This is a genomic window from Coprococcus sp. HCN-4056 (genome assembly GCF_037892645.1).
Taxonomy (GTDB): Bacteria; Bacillota; Clostridia; order Lachnospirales; family Lachnospiraceae; genus Coprococcus; species Coprococcus ammoniilyticus.
This window is the reverse complement of record NZ_JBBKBL010000001.1, coordinates 490,540-517,076: the sequence shown is the minus strand read 5'-3', so window position 1 is coordinate 517,076 and position 26,537 is coordinate 490,540. Positions and strand designations below refer to the sequence as shown.

The following is a 26,537-nucleotide window of genomic DNA, read 5'->3' as shown; positions in this document are numbered from 1 at the left end:
CCCTTTATTGCTTTTCCTGTTATATCATGTGCTTCGCACATTCAATGCATTCGGAAATTATCCCTCTCCTGATTTATGCCAGTTCTACCAGTCGTTCTGCAAATGTCGTATACCGCTTCTGTTCGTCGATATTATCGATCATCGTCTTAACCAGACCTATATTGCCTACGATCACAACACCCTTTCTTGCCCTTGTAACTGCCGTATAGAGCAGATTCCTGTTCAGCAGCTTTGCCGGACCTGTAAGAAGCGGAATCACCACGACCGGATACTCACTTCCCTGTGATTTGTGTATTGTGATAGCATATGCATGTTCCAGTTCATCAAGCTGGGAGTAAAGGTAATCTACCAGTCTTCCATCATCATATTCGACAACAATCTTCTGATCAAACTCATCAATCTCTTTTACAAAACCGACATCCCCATTGAATACACCTACCCCCTCTTCCTTCACGAAGCGTCCTTTTGCATCCATGATCTTCCATTCCAGCTTGTAATTGTTCTTGATCTGCATGACCTTGTCGCCCTTACGGAATACAACGTCATTTTTCTCTTTCTCCGGTATACTTCTGTTCGGTGGGTTTAGGATCTCCTGCAGCCGTTTATTCAGATTCTCAACACCCAGCTCATACTTCCGCATCGGAGTAAGCACCTGAATGTTCATCGGATCGACCTGGAAGAACCCAGGCAGACTGTCTAAGATCAGATGTTTCAATTCTGCGATAATATCCTGTGATCCCTGTCTTGGTATGTAGAAGAAATCCCGGCTTTTATTATTGATCGCAAGCTGTTTTCCCGCATTGATCAGATGGGCGTTCGTGATAATGTCACTGTTCTCGCCCTGTCGGAATATCTTATCCAACACTGTTACGGAAAATACTTCCGAACGAATGATGTCCTTTAATACATTTCCCGGTCCGACAGATGGAAGCTGGTTGGAATCCCCTACCAGCACCAGTCTGGTTCCCGGCATGATCGCCTGCAGTAAACTGTAAAACAGGCTGCTGTCTACCATCGACATCTCATCTATGATAATTACATCCGCTTCTAACGGATTGTTTGAATTTCTTGCAAATGTATAGGTGGAACTGTTTCCTTCTTCATCAATCCCGCCACCGGACAGTTCCAGAAGCCGGTGGATCGTCTGTGCCGTATATCCGGTTGCCTCGGTGATCCTCTTTGCCGCGCGTCCGGTCGGTGCTGCAAGCAACAGTTCCAGATTCAATTTCTCAAACATCTTGATCATGGCATTGATCGTTGTTGTTTTACCCGTACCCGGTCCACCTGTGATCACTGCCACGCCGTTATTGACTGCATTCTTGATCGCAAGTTTCTGCTTTTCTTCCAGTGTAATCTTCTCTACTTCCTCGATCTGTGCAAGCATCTTATCCAGTGGACGATCCTCTGATGTAAAATCCAGATCGATATCTGACAATATTCTTGCTGAATTCAGCTCAATATAATAATTTGCCGCAGCATAGACCGCAATTACAGCTCCGTCAAGCTCCTTTACGATCGCCTTGCCTGCCATCTGAAGCTCTATAATCTGGCTTCCGATCTCATTTTCCAGTTCTTCATTATATGGCACATTGTCATCCACCAGAAGTGAATACGTCTTTGCCACCAGCATCTGCTTCGGAAGATACATATGTCCAAGCTGGCTCGCATTTAACAATGTATATAACAATGCTGCCCTGATACGAAAATCCGAATCACTGCTGATCCCCATTCGTTCAGCGATCTCATCCGCCGTCTTAAAACCGACACCACTGATATCCTCAGCGATCTTATATGGATTTGACCGGATGATTTTATACATCTCCTGACCGTATTCATTGAAGATCTTCACTGCCAGATTGATCGATATTCCATATCCGGTCAGAAAAATGATCGCATCCTGCATCTCTTTCTTTTCATTATAAGAGACTGCGATCTCTCTTGCTTTCCGCTCCGAGATACCCTTGACCTCTGCCAGTCGTTCCGGCTCTTCTTCAATGATACGCAGAGAATCCATCTTGAATTTCTTTACGATACGTTTTGCAAGTGCCTCACCGACACCTTTAATGATACCAGAACCCAGATATCGTTCTACACTTACCATATCGTCCGGCATCTTGATTTCATAGGATGTAAATTTGAATTGGAGATCATACTGGGGATGATTGACATATTCCCCTTCTGCAGATATGTAGATTCCTTCACTGATACCGTGAAGGGTTCCGACAAAAATGTCTTCGCCGTCTTCACCTTCTACAGTGAAAACGGCGTAGCCATTGTCGTCATTTTTATAGATAACTTTTTCAACATAACCTTCTTTTATCACAACAAGTCTCCTGCGTTACTCTGTCTTACTGTTGAGTAATTCGATATATTTTCCTGTTCCGATAGCAACTGCACGAAGTGGATCTTCTGCAGTCATGGTTGTAATTCCTGTCTTTTCTTCCAGAAGCTCTTCCAGTCCGTGGAGCAATGCTCCACCACCGGTCAATACGATACCTCTGTCTGCAATGTCTGCTGCCAGCTCAGGAGGTGTCCGTTCCAGAACGGAATGAACGGCTTCACAGATCTGGGATGCAGGCTCACGCAGCGCTTCTTCTGTCTCATCTGATGTTACTGTTACTGTCTTTGGAAGTCCGGTTACCAGATTCCTGCCACGGATATCCAGTGTGATGTTCTCCGGTCTTCTGAAACAGGTTCCGATCTTGATCTTAATCTCCTCTGCGGTTCTCTCCCCGATCAGAAGATTGTGCTTCTTTCTCATAAAACGCACGATTGCTTCATCAAAATCATCTCCGGCAACCTTAATGGAAGCACTTACAACCGGGCCGCCAAGGGAAATAACGGCAATATCTGAAGTTCCGCCACCGATATCGACGATCATATTACCACATGGTCTGTAGATATCAATTCCTGCGCCGATTGCTGCTGCCACCGGTTCTTCTATAATCGATACATCTCTTGCACCTGCTGCATAAGTTGCATCTTCTACTGCTTTCTTCTCCACCTCCGTTACCTGCGAAGGCACACATACACTGATACGTGGACGTCTTCCAAAGTAACTTCTTCCCACTGCTTTCTGGACAAAATACTTTAACATCTTTTCTGTTATTGTGTAGTCTGATATAACGCCCTGACGAAGTGGGCGGATCGCTACGATATTTCCCGGTGTTCTTCCAAGCATCAGTCTGGCTTCTTCACCGATCGCTACTATTTTATTTGTATCTCTGTCATAGGCAACTACGGACGGCTCTTTTAATACAACGCCCTTGCCTTTTACATATACCAATATACTGGCGGTACCTAAATCTATACCGATATCTGAACTTGCCATGATTGGTCCCCTTTCTGGTTACTGTTAATCCTGTACATCCCTTAATATTACAAGAGATGCCTTTCTTCCGTCAAGCCATTTCATGCTGACTTCGGATAAATCCATGATCTTATCGAACTGTCTGATATAACTTCTCCAGCTCACTTCTTTCCGTTCGGTCAGAAATGGCTTCTGCACCGTTGACACACCTTTAAATGTATCATTCAGATCACGGATCAGTGTCTTACTGTCTTTTCCTGTAAAATCATATCCGAGCATATCGTTTAACGGCTGATTGGAGAACAATACCTCTCCGGTCTCTTCATCACGGATAAAGATGCCGATCTTGATATGGTTATAAGTATCTACCAGAAGCTTATTTACCATTCGAATGTTGCCATCACCCTCTATTCTGGCAAGGATACCCTGAATGACGTTTCGAATATCCTTCGAGAATTCAATATCATCCTCTGACCATATCTTATCTGTATGATTGTTCGCCATAACAATACAACCGCTGATGATATTATTGATCTCTATGCTGAGTGCGACAAAACTTGTTACACCGATCTGCTCCATATTGCTCTGGAAGTTCTTAAAGTCATGGTTCTTATCTGCTACAATGCAGTCGTAAGAACGTTCCTTGCTGTGTGCAAAGAATTTCTTGCCCCGCTGCCATTCTTCCACATATTCTTCTGCAGACATGCTCTTTTCTCTTGACCAGATATGACTGCACATATACTCTTGATCTTCGTTCAGGGAATAGATCGCCATAACATCGATTCCCAGATAATCACTGGTTCTTTCCAAAATATTGCTGATCGTCTTATTATCATCACTGTCCATGGAACTGAGCGCTTCTGTCAGAATCTTCTGTCTCTGAATCTTCTCTTCTAACAACATCTCAACAGATTTGCTCCGTTCTGCTTCTTTGGACAGGACCTTGTCATTATATGCATATTCTGAGAAGATATTGCACATATTCCACTGGATCTTATAGACCTTCTTCATCTTTGTAACATCTGCTGTATCATATCCGCACAGGATCCAGGTTGCAATGTGTTTCTCTCCGATCTTAATCGGGGCTCCGCAGATAATACTTCCATCTATACCGTCATCCATCTCCATAATGACCGGAACATTGTTCTGAAGGATCACCTCATTTAACTTCACAATGATACTCTTATACTGAGGTTTTTCAAAAAGATCATAAAAGCTTCCCATATGCAGAGACGGTCCTGCCGGTTCTACAAGCTGATCTCCCGCCGGAGATACAACCGTTGAATATAGCCCGCTTAAGCTTGCAAATGCTTTTACAATACTGTTCCATTTGTCTTTATCGATACTCTCGCTCGTATATTCATTCTCATCTACATTCGTGTTCATAATGTAAGAAAGCTTGTCTTCATACTCTTTCTTAGCCTCCTCTACACTGTTCTGCAGCTTCTTGTTCTCTGTAATATCTGTTATAAAGAACTCAATCGTATAAGAAGAATCCCCTGCCTGTGTGATACTGTTCTGGGAACGAACCCATCTGACATTTCCATAATCATCTACGATACGATACTCGTCCTCATAATCGGATCCACCACTCTTTAACACATTCTTCGCATTCTGAATAACTCTTGCGCGATCCTGTGGATGAATATAGTCTTCTGTCAGTTTATTTCCCGCCATAAGCGCATCCACATTCATTCCAAGTAACCTGGCATTCGGTGTAATGTATTTCAATGTGCTATGTCCTCTGCTAATGGATTTTACCATCACAAGACTCTTGATTTTGTTCATAACAGATAATATATATTCACCTTTTTCCCCATCATAGGACTGCTTTTTTTCTTTTACAAATAATAATTCAATGCCATCAGCACATCCATCCGGCGACTTTACGATGTGACAGTTCAGCATCATAGTAGTGATTGCACTCTCTGCCGATACAAAACGTACCTTCATCTCAAAATCCGTATGTCCTGTATTCTCCGCCTTATAGAGATTCCCGATCAGAATATCATAGTCATTCTTAACTATAATATCGCGAATCCCTACTGCTCCACTGTAAAAGTCACCTTCTTTATATCCGAATTCCGTTATATTCTTTGTTACATAACGAGTCTGCCATCTGCTGTCCGGCTTGTAGAGATACAGTGCCAGAATGCCCGCATGGTTAATGATACGTTCCAGACTCATACTTCCGATTGCTACATCAGAGCGCAGTTCAAACAGTACCATATATGCCTTTTTCCCGTTATATTCAAACTGATTGACAAATCCACTTACAACCAGTCTTTTTTTCTTATTTATATTCAGAAGAAGCCGATGCCAGATAATCGTTTTCTTCTCATTTAAAATTGGCCAAAACTCATCACTGGACATAAACTTATCCGGCTCCATCGTGATCGAATCGATCTGGTTTCCAACCAGTTTTACTGCCGCATTATTGATACTTAAAACTTCTCCATCCTCGCAGAATACAACTGCGGGATATTCAATATGACTCAGAAAATCTGAATAATTGCTGATTTTGCCTATCTCCAAATGTATCCCTCTTTTCTCTTATGTAACCCCATAGACACATAAAACTTTTCCATGTCAGCCATAGAAAAGTTTCATGTATGTTAAATATCGCTGTTAATATTATTCCTCTGTTTTGTCGTCTTCCGTTCCGGCAGCTTCTTTATCATCCTCGGATGACACCATTGAAGTTGCTTCACTCTTCAGACCTGTAAATGCCTTATCTGCAATATCCTTTGTTACACAACATGCATCTACAACACCATCTAAGGCAGCCAGAAGTTCTCCCATATATTTGCTGACTGCATCACATTCCTTCTTTACATTCTTTCTGAGAACGTATGCTTCGCTGGTCGCTTTGTTTGTAATAGCTTCTGCTTCCTTCTGTGCATTTTCCTTCTGGGTTCTGCACTCATAATCTGTCTTTGCACTTAAAGCTTCTGCAGCTTCATGTGCTTTATTTCTTGTACGCTCGCTGTCGTTGTAAGCCTGCTCCTTCAGACTTGCGCAGGTTGCTTCCGTCTCATCATACATCTGCTTGCACTTTGCATTTGTCTCTGTCTCAAGTGCATTGCAACGATCGGTTGTATCCTTCTCCATTGCTTCACACTTTGCAGTCATCTCTGCATGCTGCGCATCACACTCTTTATTCGTCTGGGCAATCAGCGCATCTGCGCTCTCTCTTGCCTCTAAGAGTGTTCTTGAAATGGATTCATATCTTCCTGCGGATTCGAATTCCTTCTGCTTATAAGCGTTTACCTGCTCCTTCAGAGATTCAATCTCGCTTTCATATTCTGCATTCTTTGCCTTTAAGCCATCAATTGTCTTATTTGACTCTGTCAGGTTTACTTCTCTCATAGTCTTAAGGCTTAATACGGCTTCGCTGAGCTTGTTTACATTTGCCTTTAACTCATTGACTTCCTTTTCATGATCAGCCTTTAACTCTTCAATATAATAATCAACTGAATTCTTATCATATCCACCAAATGTTACTGTCTTAAATGATGCTTCTGTCTTTACTTCTTCCTCATCAAAATTATTGTCTTTTGCCACGATGATCCCTCCAAAATAATCTATTATTTAAGCATCTTCCTGTCGTCAGGGCAATCATTGCGCCTGCCATCGTCATCTATTTCTGTGTGTTATACTTATGCATTCCAGTACAGATGCTCATTTTCTGTAAGCACTAATTGAAATGATTATAACACACCCTTATAGTTTTGCACAATTATTTTTTCTTAATTTAGTTACAAAGCACATATTTTGTGCTATATTGGACAAGGAAATCAAACCGAACTATTAGGAGGAATTTTTATTACTATGAAACACACAAGAAAATGCCTGACCACTGCATTTATGATCCTGATCTGTCTTTTTGCTTTTACCGGCTGTGGTCAGAAAAAAGTTACCGCATACCAATCGTATGTAAAAAATCTTCTCGATGTTAATTATAAAGGTGATTACACCAATTATGTGAAACAGAATAAAGGAAATGAAACCGATGCACTTGCACTGTATCAGGACTGCCTTTCCAATCTCGCAAACCAATTGATCACACATTATAATCTGAATACCAACCAGTCTGTTGAAGTAAACCAGACTTTTACCACTGTTGCTGCCGCTATTTACAATGATGCACGATATGAAGTATCGGAAAGCTATAAAGAAAACGGGGACTACTATGTGGATGTAACCATATATCCACTGGCAATCCTTGACCAGTCCTACGATGAAATTATTGCTTATATTGAAGCCTTTAATAAAGACGTAGACGACGGTGTCTATAATGACGTTAAGAAAGAGGAATATGATAAAAAGTTTGCAAACGGTATTGCATCGATCCTTTCTTCTCATACCGAAAAACCACAGTACAAGGATCCTGTAGTCATCAAGGCACTTATCAACGATGACGGTGAATACTACAGCATCTCATCCGACAGCCTGAAGGAGATCGACCAGGCAATGATCGCCACTGAGACCGCTGACGCTACGGAAGCCGACACTTCCGAGGAATAAACGGGCGAAAGACAACAGCACCAATTTTTCATCTAAAAAAAGAACAATACCCTTTCACTACGCAGAACACTCTCGTTCTATTTCTCACGTAGCGGTACTAAACTCCCACCTAACGGTGGTTCGTTAAGGACCGACGTTCGTAACCGAGACCTTAGCGAGGCTCGCCGAGGTTAGTTCGAAGTTATACAGAGTAAAAAGGTCTGCTACATGAAAGATATTGTTCTTTTTTCTATCTATACATACTACACGCTGTTGTCTTTCTGCCTATTGATAAAATACTTACAGAATAGTTATATGAAAAGGCTTCGTCTGTCAGAAACAGGACGAAGCCTTTTGGTTTATTTCTCGCGGAATGTGAATTCCTCGTTTGCTAATTTGAATTTGCTGCCATCGATCAGCATCATGTCTGTGCCGCTGTTGATGATCTTGCCACCAAGATAGGTGTGATTGGTTGATTTGTTATCACGCAGATAATAAACGCCATTGACGTTGATGATATATGCATGACGACGGCTGACAGAATTGTTGTCTGTTACCTGATAATCAACACCCTGTGCAGACTTACCGATACAAAAGATCGGTTTGTCGATCTTAATCCGCTCACCGGTTCTGGTTCTTACGATAACAGGACCCGGTTTGCTCTTGGATGCATTCGTCAAAACAGTCGTTGATGTAATGTCTGAATCATCATCAAATCCGATATCATTACCGGAATAATCCTTAACTTCCTTTGCCAGTTTAAAGCTTGGAGTTGATACAACGGTTGTCTGTAATGGAACTTCCTTATCTTCTATTGCCTCTGCTTTCTGCGGTCTGACAATGAAATGCTGCTCATCCTCCGGATGAACATTGTTGTCATTCTTCATATCTGTGATCATCTTGTAGAACTCTGACAGATAGAAGGATGAATTATGATCAAAGAATTTGATCAGTTCATATCCACAGTCTGAAGCTTTCTTATTTGCAAAGTCAAGCTTGTTTACCAGATCTCTGACAAACTTCTCCATATTGCATTTTTCCATCGGTTTATCAATTGGAAGGAACACAAGCTGAACACTCATATCCTCCAGATTCAGATACATGTATCCAATATTCAGGATAACCTTACCGAGTGGCATATCATTCGCCTTCAGGTACATCAACTGATCAGCTATGCTGAACATAATGTCCACCAGTTCGTCCCTGTGAATCTTCTTTGTAATAAACTGATTCATCGTAATCATGGCCGGAATCGAATATGTAAGTGCTCTCTGTCCGTCAATATACTCTTCATGGCAAAAGCTGTTGTTTCCTACAAATGATGTATTGTACAGCTCGACTTCATTATGAAGGATCTGGACATCATCTTCAATCTTAAAATATAATTTGTACTCATCGCACAAATATGTCTTCTCTGTGCTCATAATAACGCCCTCCGCAATTATTCTCCAGCCACTCAAGTCCCATTTACTCTACAGTAACAGACTTGGCAAGATTACGCGGTTTATCTACATCCAGCCCTTTTGCATCTGATGTATAGTATGCGATCAACTGCAAAATAACAGCCGCTGCAAATACAGTAAATAAACTATCCTGCTTAGGTATTCTTATATGCTTATCACATATCTGGGTGTCAGTAACTTCGTCACCCATACTAATTAGAATAACATATGCTCCCCTGGCTTTTACTTCCCTTATATTTGAAACCATCTTCTCGTATACAGCCGGCTGTGTCGCTAACGCGATAACCGGTACATTCTCTGTGATCAGAGCGATCGTACCATGTTTTAATTCACCTGCTGCGTAAGCCTCCGCATGAACATAGGATATCTCCTTCAACTTCAGAGCCCCCTCCAGTGAAAGAGTATAATCCATGCCCCTTCCGATAAAGAATGCATCCGGAGCCATTTTTATGTAATTAGCAACAGTCTTGACTTCATCTGCCTGAAGCAGGGTTTCTTCTATTACCGGAATTGTTCCCAACAGTTTGCTGATAAATTCCTTTGCCTGCTCTTCTGAATAAATTCCTTTTACAAGTCCAAGCCTGCAGCCGATTAAATACATTGCCGCCATCTGAACCGAATATGCCTTTGTACTTGCAACTGCAATCTCCGGTCCGGCATGTGTATATAACACATAATCACTTTCTCTTGCGATCGTAGACCCTTTTACATTTACGATCGAAATAACCTTGGAACCACATCTTTTTGCCAGACGCATTGCTTCCAATGTGTCAATTGTCTCTCCCGACTGGGAAGTTACGATAACCAATGTCTTCTCATTGATCAGTGGTTCTTTATAACGGAATTCTGATGCGATCTCCACATTTACCGGTATACGAAGCTCTGATTCAATCATTGCTTTTCCTACGATTCCGGCATGCATAGCAGTTCCGCATGCAATGACTGTGATATTTTCACAATTTTTAAATACTTCATCATCAATCCCGTCTTCTGTAAAATCAGGGAGTGAATTCACAATTCTTGGTGTGATCGTATTTCTCAGGGATTCCGGCTGCTCATAAATCTCTTTTAACATGAAATGTGGAAATCCACCTTTCTGAGCGGCTGTAATATCCCATGTAATCTCTAACATCTGTGGCTTTACTTCATTGCCTTTCAGATCCTCAACCCGGATTCCTTCCTGTGTCATTGTAAGGATATGATATTCCGGCACAACAAAATAATCTTTTGAGAATGAAATGATCGCTGTCAGGTCTGACGCAATGATAGATCCTTCTTCGCTGTGTGCTGCTACCATCGGGCTGACATTTCTTACTGCATATATGATCCCAGGTCTGTCTGCAAACATAATGCAAAGCGCAAATGAACCCGCAATTATCTTAACCGCCTTCCGAATCGCTGCGATCGGATCACCATCATACAGAGTATCCAGCAGGGCTGCCACAACTTCAGAATCTGTTTCTGATACAAGCTTATCTGCCAGTCCATACTCTCTTATGATGTCACTGTAATTCTCAATGATACCATTGTGGATAAGAGCAACATTTCCACATCTGTGCGGATGCGCATTCGCATCTGTAACTCCACCATGTGTTGCCCATCTTGTATGTCCGATACCGCAAGTCGATGAATAATCTCCATCCTTACACAGTTCCCTGAGTTCGCTGACTCTTCCTGCCTTCTTCCGGATCGTTAATGTATCATCGTCATTTAAAAGTGCAATACCCGCACTGTCATAGCCTCTGTACTCTAACCGCTCCAGTCCATCGATCAGGATATCCTTCGCCGGCTTTCTGCCTGTAAAACCTATGATTCCACACATATATTCAATTATCTCCTTTCGGCTTATGATGCATATTTCTTTTTCTGTTCGTATATCTGTCTTTATCGTCCGTCAGATATTTTACTGCATCATCAAATTATCCGGTCATGCTGCTTTGTTTTGGAATCTCTTCCATATTTGGCATGCATGTGCGCATCCGGACTCTGCGTAGAGGCATCCGCCGAATTTTCGATAACCTCTATCCTCGTCACCCTTTTCGTCGTTGATCCAAAGGGACATGGCGCTAAGATTTCTAAATCTTTCAAAATCTGCTTTCCTCCATACTATAAGCAGACATTAAAATTCTATCATAGACCACCCAATAAATCAACGACTTCATATCTGTAGGGCTGCGTTTTCTATTAAATTAATTAGCTGATGAATGAACCACCTGGCAGATTCTTCTCGGTTGTAAGAAGGGACAGATTGCCCTCTGCATCCTCTGCACACAGCAGCATACCTTCTGATACAACTCCTGCAAGCTTGCATGGCTTCAGGTTTACGATCGCAACAACGCGCTTTCCAACCATTTCTTCCGGTGAATAGGAGCCTTTAATTCCCGATACGATCTGTTTCACATTGTTCTCACCGAATTTAACCTGAGAACATAAAAGTTTTCTGGAATTCTGTACTTCCTCACATGCAATGATCTCGCCGATCATCAACTGCATCTTCTCAAATTCTTCGATCGTGATCTGCTGTTTATTCAGAACAGACGGATCATTGTTAAGTGCAGCGACCTTAGCTTCTGCCTGTTTCATTTTCTTCTTTTCTTCGGAATTCTCTTTTTCTTCCTTCTGCTTCTTTGCTTTCTCGTAGATAGTTTCTTCTACAGGAGGTGCAAACTTGGCAACTTCTGCCATAACTTCCTTTACGTCCAGTCTTGCGAACAGGATCTCAGGAGTTTCTGTTACCTTGTTTCCGGATGGATAAAGACCGAATCTTCCAAGCTCTGTTACCTTTCTCTTTGCAGCATTTAACTGGTTCAGGATCTTAACAGAGGTATCCGGCATATATGGCTCCAGAAGGGACGCACCGATCACGATGCTCTCAACCAGATTATATAATACGGTATTCAGACGATCCTGCTTTGTTTCATCTTTTGCAAGTGCCCAAGGCATGGTCTCGTCGATATATTTGTTGCATCTCTTGAATAAGGTGAAGATCTCTGAGATCGCATCTGCAACCTTTAACTTATCCATGCATTCTGCGACCTTGATACGGCAGTTTAATACGACATTCTTCAGATCTTCATCTACTTCTTCTATTACTCCGGTATTCGTAACTACGCCGCCAAAGTATTTGTTTGACATAGAGATCGTACGATTTACCAGATTTCCAAGTGTGTTTGCAAGCTCGGAATTGATTCTTTCTACAACCAGCTCCCATGAAATGATTCCGTCATTCTCAAACGGCATCTCATGCAGAACGAAGAAACGGACTGCATCCACACCAAACAGGCGGACCATATCATCTGCATACATTACATTTCCCTTGGACTTACTCATCTTACCGTCATTCTGGATCAGCCATGGATGTCCGAAGATCTGCTTTGGAAGCGGTACTCCAAGCGCCATCAGCATGATCGGCCAGTAGATCGTATGGAATCTTAAGATATCTTTTCCGATCAGATGTAAGTCAGCAGGCCAGTATTTTTTATATAATTCATCGTTATTACCGTCTACATCGTATCCAAGACCTGTAATATAGTTTGATAATGCATCGATCCATACATAGATAATATGCTTGTCATCAAAATCAACCGGGATACCCCATTTAAAGGATGTTCTGGATACGCACAGATCCTGAAGTCCCGGCTTGATGAAGTTATTGATCATCTCGTTCTTTCTGGACTCCGGCTGAATAAAATCAGGATTCTGCTCAATGTGCTTCATCAGTCTGTCCTGATATTTGCTGAGTTTGAAGAAATATGCTTCCTCTTTTGCTTCCTGTACCGGTCTTCCGCAGTCCGGGCATTTGCCGTCTACAAGCTGTGAATCTGTAAAGAAGGATTCACATGGAGTACAGTATTTTCCTACATATTCTCCCTTATATATGTCACCCTGATCGTACAGCTTCTTAAAAATCTTCTGAACCTGTCTCTCATGATCTGCATCTGTTGTTCTGATAAATTTGTCGTAAGATGTGTTCATCAGATCCCAGATATTCTTAATCTCGCCTGAAATCTCGTCAACGAATTCCTTTGGAGTCTGCATGTTCTCAAAAGCCTTGTTCTCGATCTTCTGACCATGTTCATCGGTTCCGGTCTGGAATCTTACATCATATCCTGCGAATCTCTTGTACCTTGCAATGCTGTCAGCCAACACAATCTCGTAGGTGTTGCCTATATGAGGTTTACCTGATGCATATGCAATGGCGGTTGTAATATAATACGGTTTTTTTGCCATTTCAAAAACCCTCCTTGATAAAACTACAAACACGAATGAAATGTCTGCGCTATTTTTTCTGGCAATCTTATGTGCTCAGATAACAAAAATTATATGCCTTTTTTGTGCAAATTGTCAACAGATTCCATTTGTTTTTATACAGTTTTTGCAACCTTCATCTCTAAATAAAATTATGTCTTTTTTTTCGGATTTCTTTTATGCTATAGTATGTCCGAACAGTACGATCATGTAATACCGCACGACACATCTGTGGATCTGCCGTCATCTGTTACTGTTTAAAATTATACTTTTATTATTGAGGTTATTCTGTCATGAAAAATTTTTTAACGAAAACACCTGTTGTTATCACACTTGCACTCATCTGCTGTGCCTTATGGGGAAGCGCCTTTCCCTGCATCAAGATCGGCTACCGGATGTTTTCAATCGGCGAAAATGATACCGCATCCCAGATCCTGTTCGCCGGCATCCGTTTTCTGCTCGCCGGACTTATGGTTATCCTTATCTGCAGCTTCATATATAAAAAGCCTTTGATCCCACATAACGGGACAACGGTCAAACGTATCTTTATCCTGTCATTGTTCCAGACTATCCTGCAATACGTCTTCTTTTACATCGGTTTAGCAAATACGACCGGAAGCAAGGCAGCGATCATTGAAGCGACAAACGTCTTTCTGGCGATTCTTGTATCGGGTCTGTTATTTAAAATGGAAAAGGTTACATCCAAAAAGATGCTTGGATGTCTGATTGGATTTATCGGAGTTGTTATCATCAATCTGGGAAATGGTGTAGACGCGCATTTCTCTCTCACCGGAGAAGGCTTCATCCTGTTATCAACAGTGGCTTATGCTTTCTCTTCAGTTATCATCAAATATTTTTCCGATAAGGAGAATCCGGTTCTGCTCAGCGGCTGGCAGTTCTTTGTCGGCGGCTTCGTGATGATCCTTTGCGGACTTGCCGGAGGCGGACATATCGCGGGAGACTCCGCTCCTGCTGTCCTGCTTCTGCTCTATATGGCGTTCATCTCGGCCTGCGCCTATACATTATGGAGTCTGCTGTTAGCGCACAACCCGGTATCCCGGATCGCCGTCTACGGCTTCTCGAATCCGGTCTTTGGCGTACTGTTATCAGCTCTGCTTCTGCATGAAACATCTGCCTTAAACATCCGCTGTCTGGTCGCACTTGTTCTTGTCTGTGCCGGCATCATCCTTGCAAACACAGAAAAAGCCGTATAAAAATACCATCTTTCATTCAACAAAACCTTACACTAAAACTTTTATAATGCTATGTTCTGTCAAATAAAAGATGGTATTTTATAAATTTTTTTATAAATTTCTCACAACGCCGAATATCAGCGCCGCCATGATCAGTATATAGATTAAAACCGTGTCCGCTGTACCCAGCCGATATGCGTCTCCTTTTATATAGTTCAAATCTCCCCTGACTATCAGATATATGATACATGGTCCTGCAATGTACAAAAACGGATTATAGGAAAAGGATGTCCGTATCTCTCCTTTTAATAAAGACAGGCATGCTCTGGTTATCCCACAACCGGGGCACTGCCATCCGGTCAGTGTCCGGAATATGCAGGGTACTGCCAGACCGGTCAGTCTGACAAATACCGCATACAGGATTCCTGCTAAAAGAATAATGCTATCCCGATATATAATCTTTCGGACACGATTTTTCTTTTCTTCCATATATGTTTCTTACTGTCCGTTATATGGGTTGTTATTATCATTTCCATTGCTGTATGGATTATTGCCGCTCTGGTTGTAACCACCATACTGCTGGCTCTGATCATATCCACCATACTGCTGATTCTGGTTGTATCCGCCGTTATATGGCTGCTGATTCTGGTTGTATCCGCCGTACTGCTGGTTCTGATTATAGCCGTTATACTGCTGGTTCTGATATCCACCATTATATGGCTGGCCATATCCGTTCGTGCCGCTGTACTTATTAATCGCATCCTGTGCCAGTGCGTAGTCGATAATTCCAAGTCCAAATAACTGAAGAACTACAAACAGGATACCGCTGTTGCTGGATGGCATACCGCCTCTGCTCTTAATGATATCGACCTTTTCACCCATCTTGTAAGCCCAGTACCATCCATAAATACCACAGGTAACAAGTGTAAGCAGCAGTGCCATTCCGCCACCTGCCAGTTCATTCTCACCCGACATCTCATTTGTATCGTCTGTAATACATACAAACCAGTAAAGTCCATAAATACCACAGGTAACGATCGTCAATAAGATACACATACCAATACTTCTTTGTTTCATACTTTCCTCCTTGCCGATGCTCCTTCCGCATCTCTGATTTCATATAATAAAAAGTATAAAATATTTATAAACTGCTGTCAATGAAGTCTGTACCAAAATATTGCTTATTCTGCTATATTTATGCATAATGTACCAGTATCTATCTGTTATCGCCCTGTATGTTTGCAAAATAAATACAAAAAAATTGAAAAAAAATACATATCGTGATACAATTTGTTTTTCCGTTATTATTTCAATAACAATATTATAAATATGCCCTGCTTCTCTATTTTATGTTATATGAATATATGCAATTTTTCTGTATAATTTATGCATATATACGAAGCAGTGACGAATACATACTATTTTAAAGAAGAGGTGTCAGTTATGAAAAACATGTTAAACTTCAAGGAATTCACAGCAGATGAGCTGATGGATATCCTGAACCTTGCTCTGGATATGAAGAAGAATCCGGAGAAGTACAGCGAATCCTTAAAAGGAAAGAAACTTTATACTTTATTTGAAAAGACATCAACCAGAACCTTTCTTTCATTTGCAACCGGCATTACCGAGTTAGGTGGTACCTACTACAACCAGTTATGGAAGGACTCCAACTTTGTACTCGGCGAGCCTGTTTCCGAGATCAAATATGTCTGCCGTAATGTTGATATCATCATGGCACGTCTGATCAAAAATGAAACTGTTGAATTATTTGGCAAGAATGCTACGGTTCCATTTATCAACGGCTGTGATAATTCCTACCATCCATGCCAGATCCTTGCAGATGCCCTCACGATCCTTGAGAAGTTTGGAACTCTGGATGTCAATCTGATGTACATCGGTGCAAAGAACAATGTATTTAACTCCCATGTTGAATTCTTCTCCAAGATGAAGAAGGGTACGTTATACGGACTGACTCCACTTGTAAATGAGACAGCCTGTGGTCCTGATTTCTATGAAGAAGCAAAGAAAAGCGGTCATTATATCGAGCTTGATCCTGCCATGTCCATGGAAGAAGCAAAGGAATATGCAAATAAGATGGATGTCCTCTACACGGATACATGGGTAGATATGGAATTCTTCAACAATCCTGCTTATCAGAAGCAAAAGGAAGAAACCCTTGCAAAGATGATGCCTTACCAGTTAAACGGCGACTTCACAAAAGACAGCAAAGCGATCGTATTCCACGATATGCCAATGCATGTCGGCTTCGAAATCTCTCAGGATGTCGTAGATAAGAACCTCGACCATATCCTAGACGAGGCAGAAAACCGTCGTCATGCTGAAAAGGCCGTAATGTACACACTCTTAAATTCATAAAACCATGGAATGTTGATAACCGCCGGGGGCATACTGTTATATCGCAAGCATTATCCGAGGCCGGTACTTAAGTTGCGTCCTTTGCAACTTTATGTACCGCTGCACGAGGATACGAGTGGAAACGTCTTGCGAATAACAGTATGCCCCCCGGCGGTTATTTACATTCCATGATTTTACTGGAAAAAACCGGTTGCATGGCATTCAGGCAGGTGCTATAATCGGGGATAGCAAATTTGTAAGGAGGCCGCCATGAAACATCTGATAGACCCAATGGATTTAAGTTTGGAAGAGCTCGATCACATTTTAAATCTTGCTCAGGATATTATTGATCATAAAGAAAAATACAGTGAGTTATGCAAAGGCAAAAAGCTCGCTACTTTATTTTTTGAACCAAGTACAAGAACTCGTTTAAGTTTTGAAGCCGCCATGATGGAATTAGGTGGTAATGTACTTGGTTTTTCTTCTGCCAGTTCATCATCCTCATCTAAGGGTGAAAGCGTTGGTGACACAGTAAAGGTTGTAAGCTGTTATGCAGATATCATAGCTATGCGCCATTTCAAGGAAGGCGCTCCGATGCTTGCATCCATGAAATCCGATGTACCGATCATTAATGCAGGTGACGGTGGACATAACCACCCAACACAGACACTGGCTGATCTTTTAACGATCAAACGTGAAAAAGGAAGGCTGGACAACCTTGTGATCGGCTTCTGCGGAGATCTGATGTTTGGACGTACCGTTCATTCTCTGATCAAAGCAATGTCCCGTTATGAAAATATCAGTTTTGTGCTTATTTCACCGGATGAATTAAAAATTCCTGATTATATCCGCACAGAAGTGATTGAGAAGAATAATATACCTTATAAGGAAGTTTCATCTATGGAGGATGTGATCGGAGAACTGGATATCCTCTATATGACAAGAGTACAGAAAGAACGTTTCTTCAACGAAGCAGACTACATACGATTAAAGGATACTTACATACTGGATAACAGTAAGATGGCACTTGCCCGTCCGGACATGTGTGTCCTGCATCCGCTGCCACGAGTAAATGAGATTGCTGTTGAAGTGGATGACGATCCAAGAGCATGTTATTTCCGTCAGGTATTAAATGGTAAATATGTCCGTATGGCATTAATTGCCACACTGCTTGGTTTAGCATAGGAGGTACAAACAGATGAACATAGACAGTATTCAAAATGGTATCGTACTTGATCACATTGCTGCAGGCAAGGCACTCCAGATCTATAATGACCTGCATCTCGACAAGCTGGACTGCTCCGTAGCAATTATCAAAAATGTCAAAAGCCAGAAAATGGGTAAAAAGGATATCTTAAAGATAGATCAGGATATCGACATCAACCTTGATGTCCTTGGATATATCGATCCGGATATCTCCGTTAATATTATCCGTGACGGAAAACTGGTGGAAAAGAAAAATATTGAGCTTCCAGAACGTCTGGTAGGCATCAAGAAATGTACCAATCCGCGCTGTATAACCTCAACCGAACAGGGAATCCAGCACATCTTTAAGCTTACAGACAGAGCACACCGGATTTATCGTTGTATTTACTGCGAAGCAGATAAATAATTTTACTTGCTATTTACTTTTCGCAAAAATATGCTATAATCTAGAAGTTATCTGTGCGGTAAAGTATCGAAAAACGACAGAAATTTTAACCGGACTTTTTAAATATGTTTATAAATATTTAGAGGTGCAATATGGAACAATATGTGATCAAAGGCGGTCAGCCTCTTGAAGGAGAGGTAACTATTGCAGGTGCAAAGAACGCAGCTCTCGGAATCCTTGCTGCTGCTGTAATGACCGATCAGGAAGTTATAATAGAAAATGTACCAAATGTAAGAGATACCCGTGTCCTTCTTCAGGCAATCCAGGGTATTGGTGCGACAGTACGCTACATAGACGAACATACCGTATCCATCTGTGGCGCCGCTATCAATCCAAACAGTGATCTGTGCGTAGATGATGAATTCATCCGTAAGATTCGTGCATCTTACTATCTGTTAGGTGCATTACTTGGAAAATACAAGCACTCTCAGGTTGCATTACCTGGTGGCTGTGATATTGGTGCCAGACCGATTGACCTTCACATCAAAGGCTTTGAAGCACTTGGTGCTCAGGTTGATATTGCAAACGGTATTATCTCCACACACGCAGAAGAGCTGATCGGAAACCATATTTATATGGATGTCACCTCCGTAGGTGCAACAATCAATATCATGATGGCGGCTGCTCTTGCAACAGGTAAGACCACAATTGAAAATGCAGCCAAAGAACCGCATATCGTTGATGTTGCAAACTTCTTAAACAGTATGGGTGCTAATATCAAGGGTGCAGGAACCGATGTGATCCGTATCCGTGGTGTTAAAGAACTCCATGGCACAACTTATTCCATCATTCCGGATCAGATTGAAGCCGGAACTTTCATGGTAGCCGCTGCCGCAACAAAGGGTGATGTACTGATCAAGAATGTAATTCCAAAACATCTGGAAGCTATCACTTCCAAGTTAAATGAGATCGGTGCTCATGTAATTGAATATGATGACTCTGTAAGAGTTATGTCTGATAAACGTTTGAAACCAACCAATATCAAAACACTTCCTTATCCGGGTTTTCCAACGGATATGCAGCCGCAGATGGCTGTCACACTGGCACTTTCAAACGGAACCAGCATTGTAACAGAAAGCATATTTGAGAATCGGTTCAAATATGTCGCCGAGCTTGCCAGAATGGGCGCTCACATCCGGGTAGAAGGCAATACCGCTATCATTGATGGTGTAGAATCCTTCTCTGGTGCAAATGTAGCTGCTCCGGATCTTCGTGCCGGTGCTGCTCTTGTGATTGCTGCATTAGTTGCAGATGATTTTTCCGTTATATCAGATATTAAGTATATCCAGCGTGGATATGAGAAATTTGATGAAAAGATCCGTGGTCTGGGCGGAAAGATCGAAAAAGTTGATACTGACAAAGATATTCAGAAATTTAAATTAAAAATCGGATAAATATACACATGAAAAAGAGATGCCTGCTCCACTATATCGGTCAGCATCTCTTTTTATTTTCAAATCAACAATCACATTTTCACAACTAAATATTTTTGACCTGTCCCGCTGTCCTATTTTCTATTCCAACCTATATGTTCTATATTGTACGCACATCCAATTTTTTCTGTGAAATCACTAATTTTTTGACGAAAAAGGGGTTTGTTTTTTCTGAGATTATGGTAAACTAAAATCAGTATTGTATTTTTTAGGCTTATATATTTTTATCACAAAAATTGAATCGTGCATTTATATACAAAGGAGAGCATCATATGAATAACAAACGGCTAAGTAACAGACCATACCGATCCGCCATACTGGCGATCGCAGCACTTATCTGCTGTCTTGTGGTCTGTCTTTTCATGAACAGCGGACTTTCTGATGCCGCAGGAAAATCCGGTCATATCAAAGATGGAGTAACGAATGTTTATTTCCGTGATGCCCCCGGCGGCAATCCTGTAACGGATCACGGCAGTAACATTATGTTAAATGGAGGTCACAAGCTTACAATCCTGAACACCTCAAACAGCTCCTGGTATAAAGTATCCCTTGTTTATAACAAGACAACCTATACCGGCTACGTATCCGCTTCATATGTCACTATCGACAAAACAGACTCTTCTGATAAAAACAATACAACAGCAACGACAGAATCCTCAGGGAAAAAATCCGACAAAGATTTTGAATCCTATATGAATGATCAGGGATTTCCGGAAAGCTATAAGGCACAGCTCCGGGAACTGCATGAGGCTCATCCATCCTGGACTTTTAAAGCTGTCCAGACAGGAATCGACTGGGATGATCTTGTAGATAATGAACGAAACAAATCCGATCAGATCAAAAATCTGGTTCAGGGAACCAGCAGTTATCCACGCTACAACTGGCGTTCCACGACGATCGGTTACAACATCAAAACCGATACATGGGCATCCTTTGATGGTAACTGCTGGTATGCCGCATCGGATAAACTGGTCTCCTATTATCTGGATCCCCGTGTTTATCTGTATGAACGGTTCGTATTTGCATTTGAGAATCTCTCTTATGAAGATTCTCAGTCCAAATCCGGCGTGGAATCCATTTTGAACGGAACCTTTATGTACAAATCCAAGCCATCCGGTTCCAACAGTACATATTCCGAACTGATCATCAAAGCCGGAAAGGCAGTCGGTGTCAGCCCATACCACATTGCCTCCCGAATCAAACAGGAGGTTGGCTCATCACTCAGTTCTGCCACAAATGGAAAGCATTCCGTATATCCGGGAATCTATAATTTCTATAACATCGGCGGTTTCGACAGCGTAACCGGAAACGCCGTTACAAATGCACTTAAATGGGCATCCTCCGGTTCTACCTACGGAAGACCGTGGAACACCGTATACAAATCCATCTATGGCGGCGCTCAATACATTGGAAATAATTACATTCTGCAGAAGCAGAATACTTTGTATACACAGAAATTCAATGTCACAAATACCTCTGCCCTATACTCCCATCAGTATATGACCAATGTTCAGGCGGCTTCCTCTGAAGCCTCTAAGGTATACGATGCCTACAGTGGCGCAGGCACACTGAACAATTCAATCACATTCTGTATCCCGGTATACAAAAATATGCCGGATACCATGGTCAGCAAACCGGCAGACAGTGGCAATCCAAACAACTATCTCAAATCACTGAGTATTGATAACTATTCCCTGACACCAACATTTGCAGTCAATACAACAACCAAGTATTCCCTGATCGTATCAGAGAAAACAAGTTCTGTTACGATTTCTGCAAGTCCGGTCAACAAAAACGCTTCCGTATCCGGAACAGGAAAAGTCAGTCTGTCAAAGGGTACGAATACAGTAAAAATTACGGTAAAAGCCCAAAGCGGCGCAAAACGTACTTATACATTAACGATCGTCCGTGGTAAATCTTCCGGTAATTCCAGCTCAGATCCTGAATTTGACGGTAACTATACTGTATCCGACGGAACCATAACCGGCGTAGCAGTATCAACCACCGTATCTGCATTTGTCTCCAATCTTGGATGTACAAACGGAACTGTCAGTGTAAGGACTTCATCCGGTGAAGAAAAGACATCTGACCGTATCGGTACCGGTGACATTGTAAAAATAACTGTTTCGGGCAATACCAGCACCTATACCGTTATTATTTTCGGTGATGTAAATGGTGACGGAATTATCAATGCACTGGATCTGTTAAAGATACAGAAGCATATTATCGGTGCTTCTACCTTAAAGGATCCATACCTGAAAGCCGCAAATATCAAACGAAGTGGTATGTTATCTGCTCTCGATCTGTTAAAAGTCCAGAAATATCTGATGGGCGCAGCACAGATCATGCAGCAGTAAATGAATAGATGATAAAATACAGGAGATATATAAAATGAAAACAAGAAAAAAATTAGCAGCATTATGTATGATCTTGGTTCTGGGATTAAGCTGTCTGGTATATGGAAACAGCATACACTCCTATGCAGCATCTACCCAGTTCTCGATCTCGCTTTCATCCTCATCCATTCAAAAGGGTGGTTCGGTTACAGTAACCGTATCGATCAGTTGTTCTGAAGCACTGGGTGCTTACAGCTATTGTCTGTCCTATGATTCCTCCTTACTGGAATATCAGTCCGGCGATGGCTATGGCGGAGGTGGAACCGTATCCTGTGCCGGATATGGCGATGGAAATATTACTTCTGCTTCCAACAGCTTTACATTTTCTGCTATAAATACAGGATCTGCCTATGTCAGTACGGGAAGCTCCGATGTCTATACATGGGGCGAAGAACATGCCGGAGCATCAGATGCAGGTGCTACGATCACAATAACAGCCGCCGGCGGCAACAGTACAACAGAAGCAACGACCAGCGAACCAAATACAACAGACACCCCGGCTACAACAGAAACAAATTCTTCCGAATCTACAACAGAAGATACGACAGACACTTCTTCCGAGGACACAACGGAAGATACCACAGAGGAAATGTCTGATAACTGTTATCTGTCTTCGATCCAGATCACACCAGGTGAATTAAAGCCTGAATTTGCAAAAGATACATATACTTATGAGACAACCGTTCCCGGAGATACCACAAGCCTTGCGATCAATGCGATCCCAGAAGACAGCAAATCATCCGTTTCCATTACCGGAAATGAAGATTTTGAACCGGGAAAGACCTCTCATATCTCTATCAAGGTTACTGCTGAAACCGGCGATAATCATATCTACGACATTGCGGTTAATGTGGAAGAACTGGTAGATACAAGAGCGATCATCCAGATTGATGGAAAAGATTATTATTTTACAGAAGATTACAGCAAGCTTACTATTCCAGAAGGATTTGCCGAAATAAAAGAGAAATATAATGATACCGAAATCATTCTCTATCAGTCTCCAAACGGACTGGTTAAATGTGCTTATCTGACAGATAAGGACAGCAAAAACGGAGCATGGTATATCATTGATACTACTGCAAAATCTGCGGTTCCATTTATCAATGTTGCATCTGCTTACAAAAGCTTTATCATTCTGACAGCCGGCGAAGACGTTACAGTGCCGTCGGGTTACACAGCTTTCACCTATAAGTTTAACAAAAATTCCGTAACCGCCTATCACAAATATGAAGATGATACGATCCTCGTAGTATATGCCATGAGTCCGGACGGTGAACCTGGATGGTTCTACTATGATACCGTTGAGAAAACATTTACCCGATTTGTCGCTTCAGCAGTTCCAACAGAAGCAGTCACGACTGCTTCTGCGACAGATGCCAACAATGGCTCTTTCTTTGATCAGCACAAGGACAAGGTTATCACTATATGTATCATCGTGATCGTAGTTATGTTCTTCCTGATCATTATCCTCGGAATTATGCTGATCCGGGTGATCAAGCAGGGACTTCCTGACGATGATCCTGACGATGATCCTGATGGTGCTGCAAGCAACGGTTCCGATAACGATACCGACGACAATGCAGGCAATGATTCCGATAACGATACCGCTGGCAACGCAGGCAATGGTCCTGATAACAATACAAGCGGCGATGCCGAAAACGTTCCCGACAATACCAGCAATAATGCTGCCGATGATACACCAGACAACACAGATCACAACACAGGCAATGATACAGGTATCGATACTGATAATACTTCGGATGATACTGTTTCTGCAAATGATACAAAGTCAGAGGATACGATAGCCGCTGCTGTTGTTCTGGACGAAACACCAGCAGAAAATGCCGATGATACAAACAACCAAAAGCCTGCGGACATTCCGGTAACAGATGGCATGACAGAGCTTACTGCTAAGCCATCCGTAAAAGCTGAAGATGTCACTTCCACCAGATTAAGCAGCGAAACTAAAAAAGCAAAGGAAGAAAAAGAAGCAACTCCGGCAGATAAAATCATCAAAAAGGCGGCTCAGTACTCTTCCATGAATACGGCTGATCTGTCAGAGGTATTCAATATGGCAGAAGCGATCGTGAATCACGAAGAGCCAAAGAAAAACACCGGCTCCTTGCAGTTTAAGCCGATCAAGCAGAATGTACCGGATAGTAAAGAAGAAAAATAAGACCTACCAAAAGTTGTTATTTCCTGATTAAGGTTTCTAATCACGTTTGCCTACCTTTGTTTCACTCAATTTTATATGCACATGTCTCTGCCGCGATAAAAACCTTTGCGGCGACGACATGGCACAAAATTGAATGAAACTCAGTCGGCTACACTATGGATTATGAAACCTTATTCAGAAATAACAAACTCTGGTAGGTCTTATTTTTATACCACCGCTTTGTCATAATATTAAATCAATCTCATGCGGCAAAAACGTGATTATAAACCTTATTCAAGAGCTAAAAACTCTGACAGGCTTTTTATAATACCACTCTTATAAATATGCCTTCAACATATCAACTTTGTCGAGTCTCTCCCATGGAAGGTCGAGGTCAGTTCTTCCGAAGTGTCCATATGCTGCTGTCTGCTTGTAGATTGGTCTTCTGAGGTCAAGCATCTTGATGATTCCGGCTGGGCGAAGATCAAAATGCTCACGGATGATCTCAACCAGCTTCTCATCGGATACCTTTCCTGTTCCGAATGTGTCTACCATGATAGATGTAGGTCTGGCAACACCGATCGCATAAGACAACTGGATCTCACATTTATCTGCAAGTCCTGCTGCTACAATGTTCTTTGCTACATATCTTGCTGCATACGCTGCGGAACGGTCAACCTTTGTACAATCCTTTCCTGAGAAAGCACCGCCGCCGTGACGGGCATATCCACCATAAGTGTCTACGATGATCTTACGTCCTGTAAGTCCACTGTCACCATTTGGTCCGCCGATAACGAATCTTCCGGTTGGATTGATAAAGAACTTGGTATCTTCATCTACCATATCAGCAGGAAGAACTGTATCAAATACATACTTCTTGATATCTTCATGGATCTGTTCCTGTGATACTTCCTCGCCATGCTGAGTTGAGAGAACTACCGCATCAAGTCTCTTTGCTTTTCCATTCTCATCATACTCTACTGTTACTTGAGTCTTACCGTCTGGTCTGAGATATGGAAGTGTTCCATTCTTTCTTACTTCTGTCAGTTTTCTTGCAAGCTTATGTGCAAGTGCGATCGGATATGGCATATATTCCGGTGTTTCATTTGTTGCAAATCCAAACATCATACCCTGATCTCCGGCACCAATCGCTTCGATATCATCATCGCTCATCAGATGCTCTTTTGCTTCTAATGCCTTATCAACACCCATTGCAATATCTGCTGACTGCTCATCAATTGCTGTGATAACACCACAGGTATCACAGTCAAATCCGTATTTTGCTCTGTCGTATCCAATCTCACGGATCGTCTCACGAACGATCTTCTGAATGTCTACATATGCTTTTGTTGTAATCTCACCCATTACAAGTACAAGACCTGTTGTGATCGATGTCTCGCAGGCAACACGGCTCATTGGATCCTGCTCCATCAATGCATCCAATACTGCATCGGAAATCTGGTCACAGATTTTATCCGGATGACCTTCTGTTACTGATTCTGATGTGAATAATAATTTTTCCATCATTTCCTCCTTGTATAAATACTATCTATAGTTACTGCCATGCGTATTCGTTCACATAGCTTTTGATTTTTCTTTTTTCAGACAAGTTATCCCCACCTGGTTTTATGCAAAAGAAAAATCCGCTCTGAGCGGATTGATAAAATCAAACCTCTCATTGTTCGACGTCTGCATATCACAGACTCGCTCAGGAAGGCACCTTCCATACAGGTCTTTCTTTCACCTGTTCCGGGGTTGCCATGGCTTCATAGTCCCTTATGACTCCACCATTCTGAATAAGAGCATTTATAAATATTTATTTGTATT

The 26,537-nt window shown here is 41.9% G+C and carries 18 protein-coding genes and 1 riboswitch; of the genes, 8 read left to right on the top strand and 10 right to left on the bottom strand.

All coding sequences use genetic code 11. The annotated features are described in order from the left end of the window. Nucleotides 1-73 precede the first annotated feature (73 nt). From recD2 to WKT03_RS02155, 4 genes are all read right to left on the bottom strand, one after another. Entirely contained in the window at nucleotides 74-2,323 is a 2,250-nt protein-coding gene (recD2, locus tag WKT03_RS02170) for an SF1B family DNA helicase RecD2 (protein WP_117784690.1), read from the bottom strand. A gap of 15 nt (nucleotides 2,324-2,338) precedes the next feature. Beyond that, nucleotides 2,339-3,331, bottom strand: coding sequence for a rod shape-determining protein (locus tag WKT03_RS02165; protein WP_021944010.1), 993 nt, complete (start codon nucleotides 3,329-3,331; stop codon nucleotides 2,339-2,341). A gap of 24 nt (nucleotides 3,332-3,355) precedes the next feature. Next, nucleotides 3,356-5,845, bottom strand: a complete 2,490-nt coding sequence (locus WKT03_RS02160) for a PAS domain-containing protein (RefSeq protein WP_173789211.1) — start codon at nucleotides 5,843-5,845, stop codon at nucleotides 3,356-3,358. Nucleotides 5,846-5,944: 99 nt separating this feature from the next. Then, on the bottom strand, nucleotides 5,945-6,874 hold the full coding sequence (locus tag WKT03_RS02155) for a hypothetical protein (RefSeq protein WP_118675510.1): 930 nt from the start codon (nucleotides 6,872-6,874) through the stop codon (nucleotides 5,945-5,947). A gap of 267 nt (nucleotides 6,875-7,141) precedes the next feature. On the opposite strand from WKT03_RS02155, the gene WKT03_RS02150 reads away from it, so the two are divergent. Then, nucleotides 7,142-7,837 carry a hypothetical protein gene (locus WKT03_RS02150; RefSeq protein ID WP_021944013.1) on the top strand — a complete coding sequence of 232 codons (696 nt, stop codon included), beginning with the start codon at nucleotides 7,142-7,144 and terminating at the stop codon, nucleotides 7,835-7,837. A 338-nt stretch (nucleotides 7,838-8,175) separates the two neighbouring features. Here the strand turns inward: WKT03_RS02150 and WKT03_RS02145 are convergent, their stop codons facing one another. From WKT03_RS02145 to metG, 3 genes are all read right to left on the bottom strand, one after another. Further along, the gene (locus tag WKT03_RS02145; protein WP_021944014.1) at nucleotides 8,176-9,240 is read right to left on the bottom strand and encodes a DUF6382 domain-containing protein; all 1,065 of its coding nucleotides are present in this window, start codon (nucleotides 9,238-9,240) and stop codon (nucleotides 8,176-8,178) included. Nucleotides 9,241-9,283: 43 nt separating this feature from the next. Next, nucleotides 9,284-11,101 carry a glutamine--fructose-6-phosphate transaminase (isomerizing) gene (gene glmS, locus WKT03_RS02140; protein ID WP_021944015.1) on the bottom strand — a complete coding sequence of 606 codons (1,818 nt, stop codon included), beginning with the start codon at nucleotides 11,099-11,101 and terminating at the stop codon, nucleotides 9,284-9,286. A gap of 371 nt (nucleotides 11,102-11,472) precedes the next feature. Next, a complete protein-coding gene (gene metG / locus WKT03_RS02135) occupies nucleotides 11,473-13,509 on the bottom strand; it encodes a methionine--tRNA ligase (RefSeq protein WP_021944016.1) in 2,037 nt (678 codons plus the stop codon). Nucleotides 13,510-13,820: 311 nt separating this feature from the next. On the opposite strand from metG, the gene WKT03_RS02130 reads away from it, so the two are divergent. Continuing rightward, nucleotides 13,821-14,741 carry a DMT family transporter gene (locus WKT03_RS02130; RefSeq protein WP_340390850.1) on the top strand — a complete coding sequence of 307 codons (921 nt, stop codon included), beginning with the start codon at nucleotides 13,821-13,823 and terminating at the stop codon, nucleotides 14,739-14,741. Nucleotides 14,742-14,831: 90 nt separating this feature from the next. Here the strand turns inward: WKT03_RS02130 and WKT03_RS02125 are convergent, their stop codons facing one another. Together WKT03_RS02125 and WKT03_RS02120 are read right to left on the bottom strand one after the other, a co-directional pair. Next, nucleotides 14,832-15,209, bottom strand: a complete 378-nt coding sequence (locus WKT03_RS02125) for a DUF2752 domain-containing protein (RefSeq protein WP_340390849.1) — start codon at nucleotides 15,207-15,209, stop codon at nucleotides 14,832-14,834. A 9-nt stretch (nucleotides 15,210-15,218) separates the two neighbouring features. Then, complete coding sequence (locus WKT03_RS02120) at nucleotides 15,219-15,797, bottom strand: DUF4234 domain-containing protein (protein ID WP_117808556.1); 579 nt, start codon at nucleotides 15,795-15,797, stop codon at nucleotides 15,219-15,221. A gap of 366 nt (nucleotides 15,798-16,163) precedes the next feature. On the opposite strand from WKT03_RS02120, the gene WKT03_RS02115 reads away from it, so the two are divergent. From WKT03_RS02115 to WKT03_RS02090, 6 genes are all read left to right on the top strand, one after another. After that, nucleotides 16,164-17,096 (top strand): ornithine carbamoyltransferase, encoded by a 933-nt coding sequence (locus WKT03_RS02115; protein WP_021944020.1) that lies wholly within the window; start codon nucleotides 16,164-16,166, stop codon nucleotides 17,094-17,096. 249 nt (nucleotides 17,097-17,345) lie between these two features. After that, nucleotides 17,346-18,260: an aspartate carbamoyltransferase gene (gene pyrB / locus WKT03_RS02110; RefSeq protein ID WP_021944021.1), complete on the top strand. Its 915-nt coding sequence runs from the start codon at nucleotides 17,346-17,348 to the stop codon at nucleotides 18,258-18,260. 13 nt (nucleotides 18,261-18,273) lie between these two features. Next, complete coding sequence (locus WKT03_RS02105) at nucleotides 18,274-18,687, top strand: aspartate carbamoyltransferase regulatory subunit (protein ID WP_008400467.1); 414 nt, start codon at nucleotides 18,274-18,276, stop codon at nucleotides 18,685-18,687. Between the two features lie 131 nt (nucleotides 18,688-18,818). After that, the gene (locus WKT03_RS02100) at nucleotides 18,819-20,120 is read left to right on the top strand and encodes a UDP-N-acetylglucosamine 1-carboxyvinyltransferase (RefSeq protein ID WP_262528929.1); all 1,302 of its coding nucleotides are present in this window, start codon (nucleotides 18,819-18,821) and stop codon (nucleotides 20,118-20,120) included. Nucleotides 20,121-20,431: 311 nt separating this feature from the next. After that, on the top strand, nucleotides 20,432-22,516 hold the full coding sequence (locus WKT03_RS02095) for a dockerin type I domain-containing protein (protein WP_340390848.1): 2,085 nt from the start codon (nucleotides 20,432-20,434) through the stop codon (nucleotides 22,514-22,516). 34 nt (nucleotides 22,517-22,550) lie between these two features. Then, entirely contained in the window at nucleotides 22,551-24,731 is a 2,181-nt protein-coding gene (locus WKT03_RS02090) for a cadherin-like beta sandwich domain-containing protein (RefSeq protein WP_340390847.1), read from the top strand. 315 nt (nucleotides 24,732-25,046) lie between these two features. Here WKT03_RS02090 and metK read toward each other — a convergent pair whose 3' ends face one another. Continuing rightward, nucleotides 25,047-26,234, bottom strand: coding sequence for a methionine adenosyltransferase (metK, locus tag WKT03_RS02085; RefSeq protein ID WP_021944025.1), 1,188 nt, complete (start codon nucleotides 26,232-26,234; stop codon nucleotides 25,047-25,049). Nucleotides 26,235-26,382: 148 nt separating this feature from the next. Further along, a riboswitch (SAM riboswitch) is annotated at nucleotides 26,383-26,513 on the bottom strand. Nucleotides 26,514-26,537: the final 24 nt, after the last annotated feature.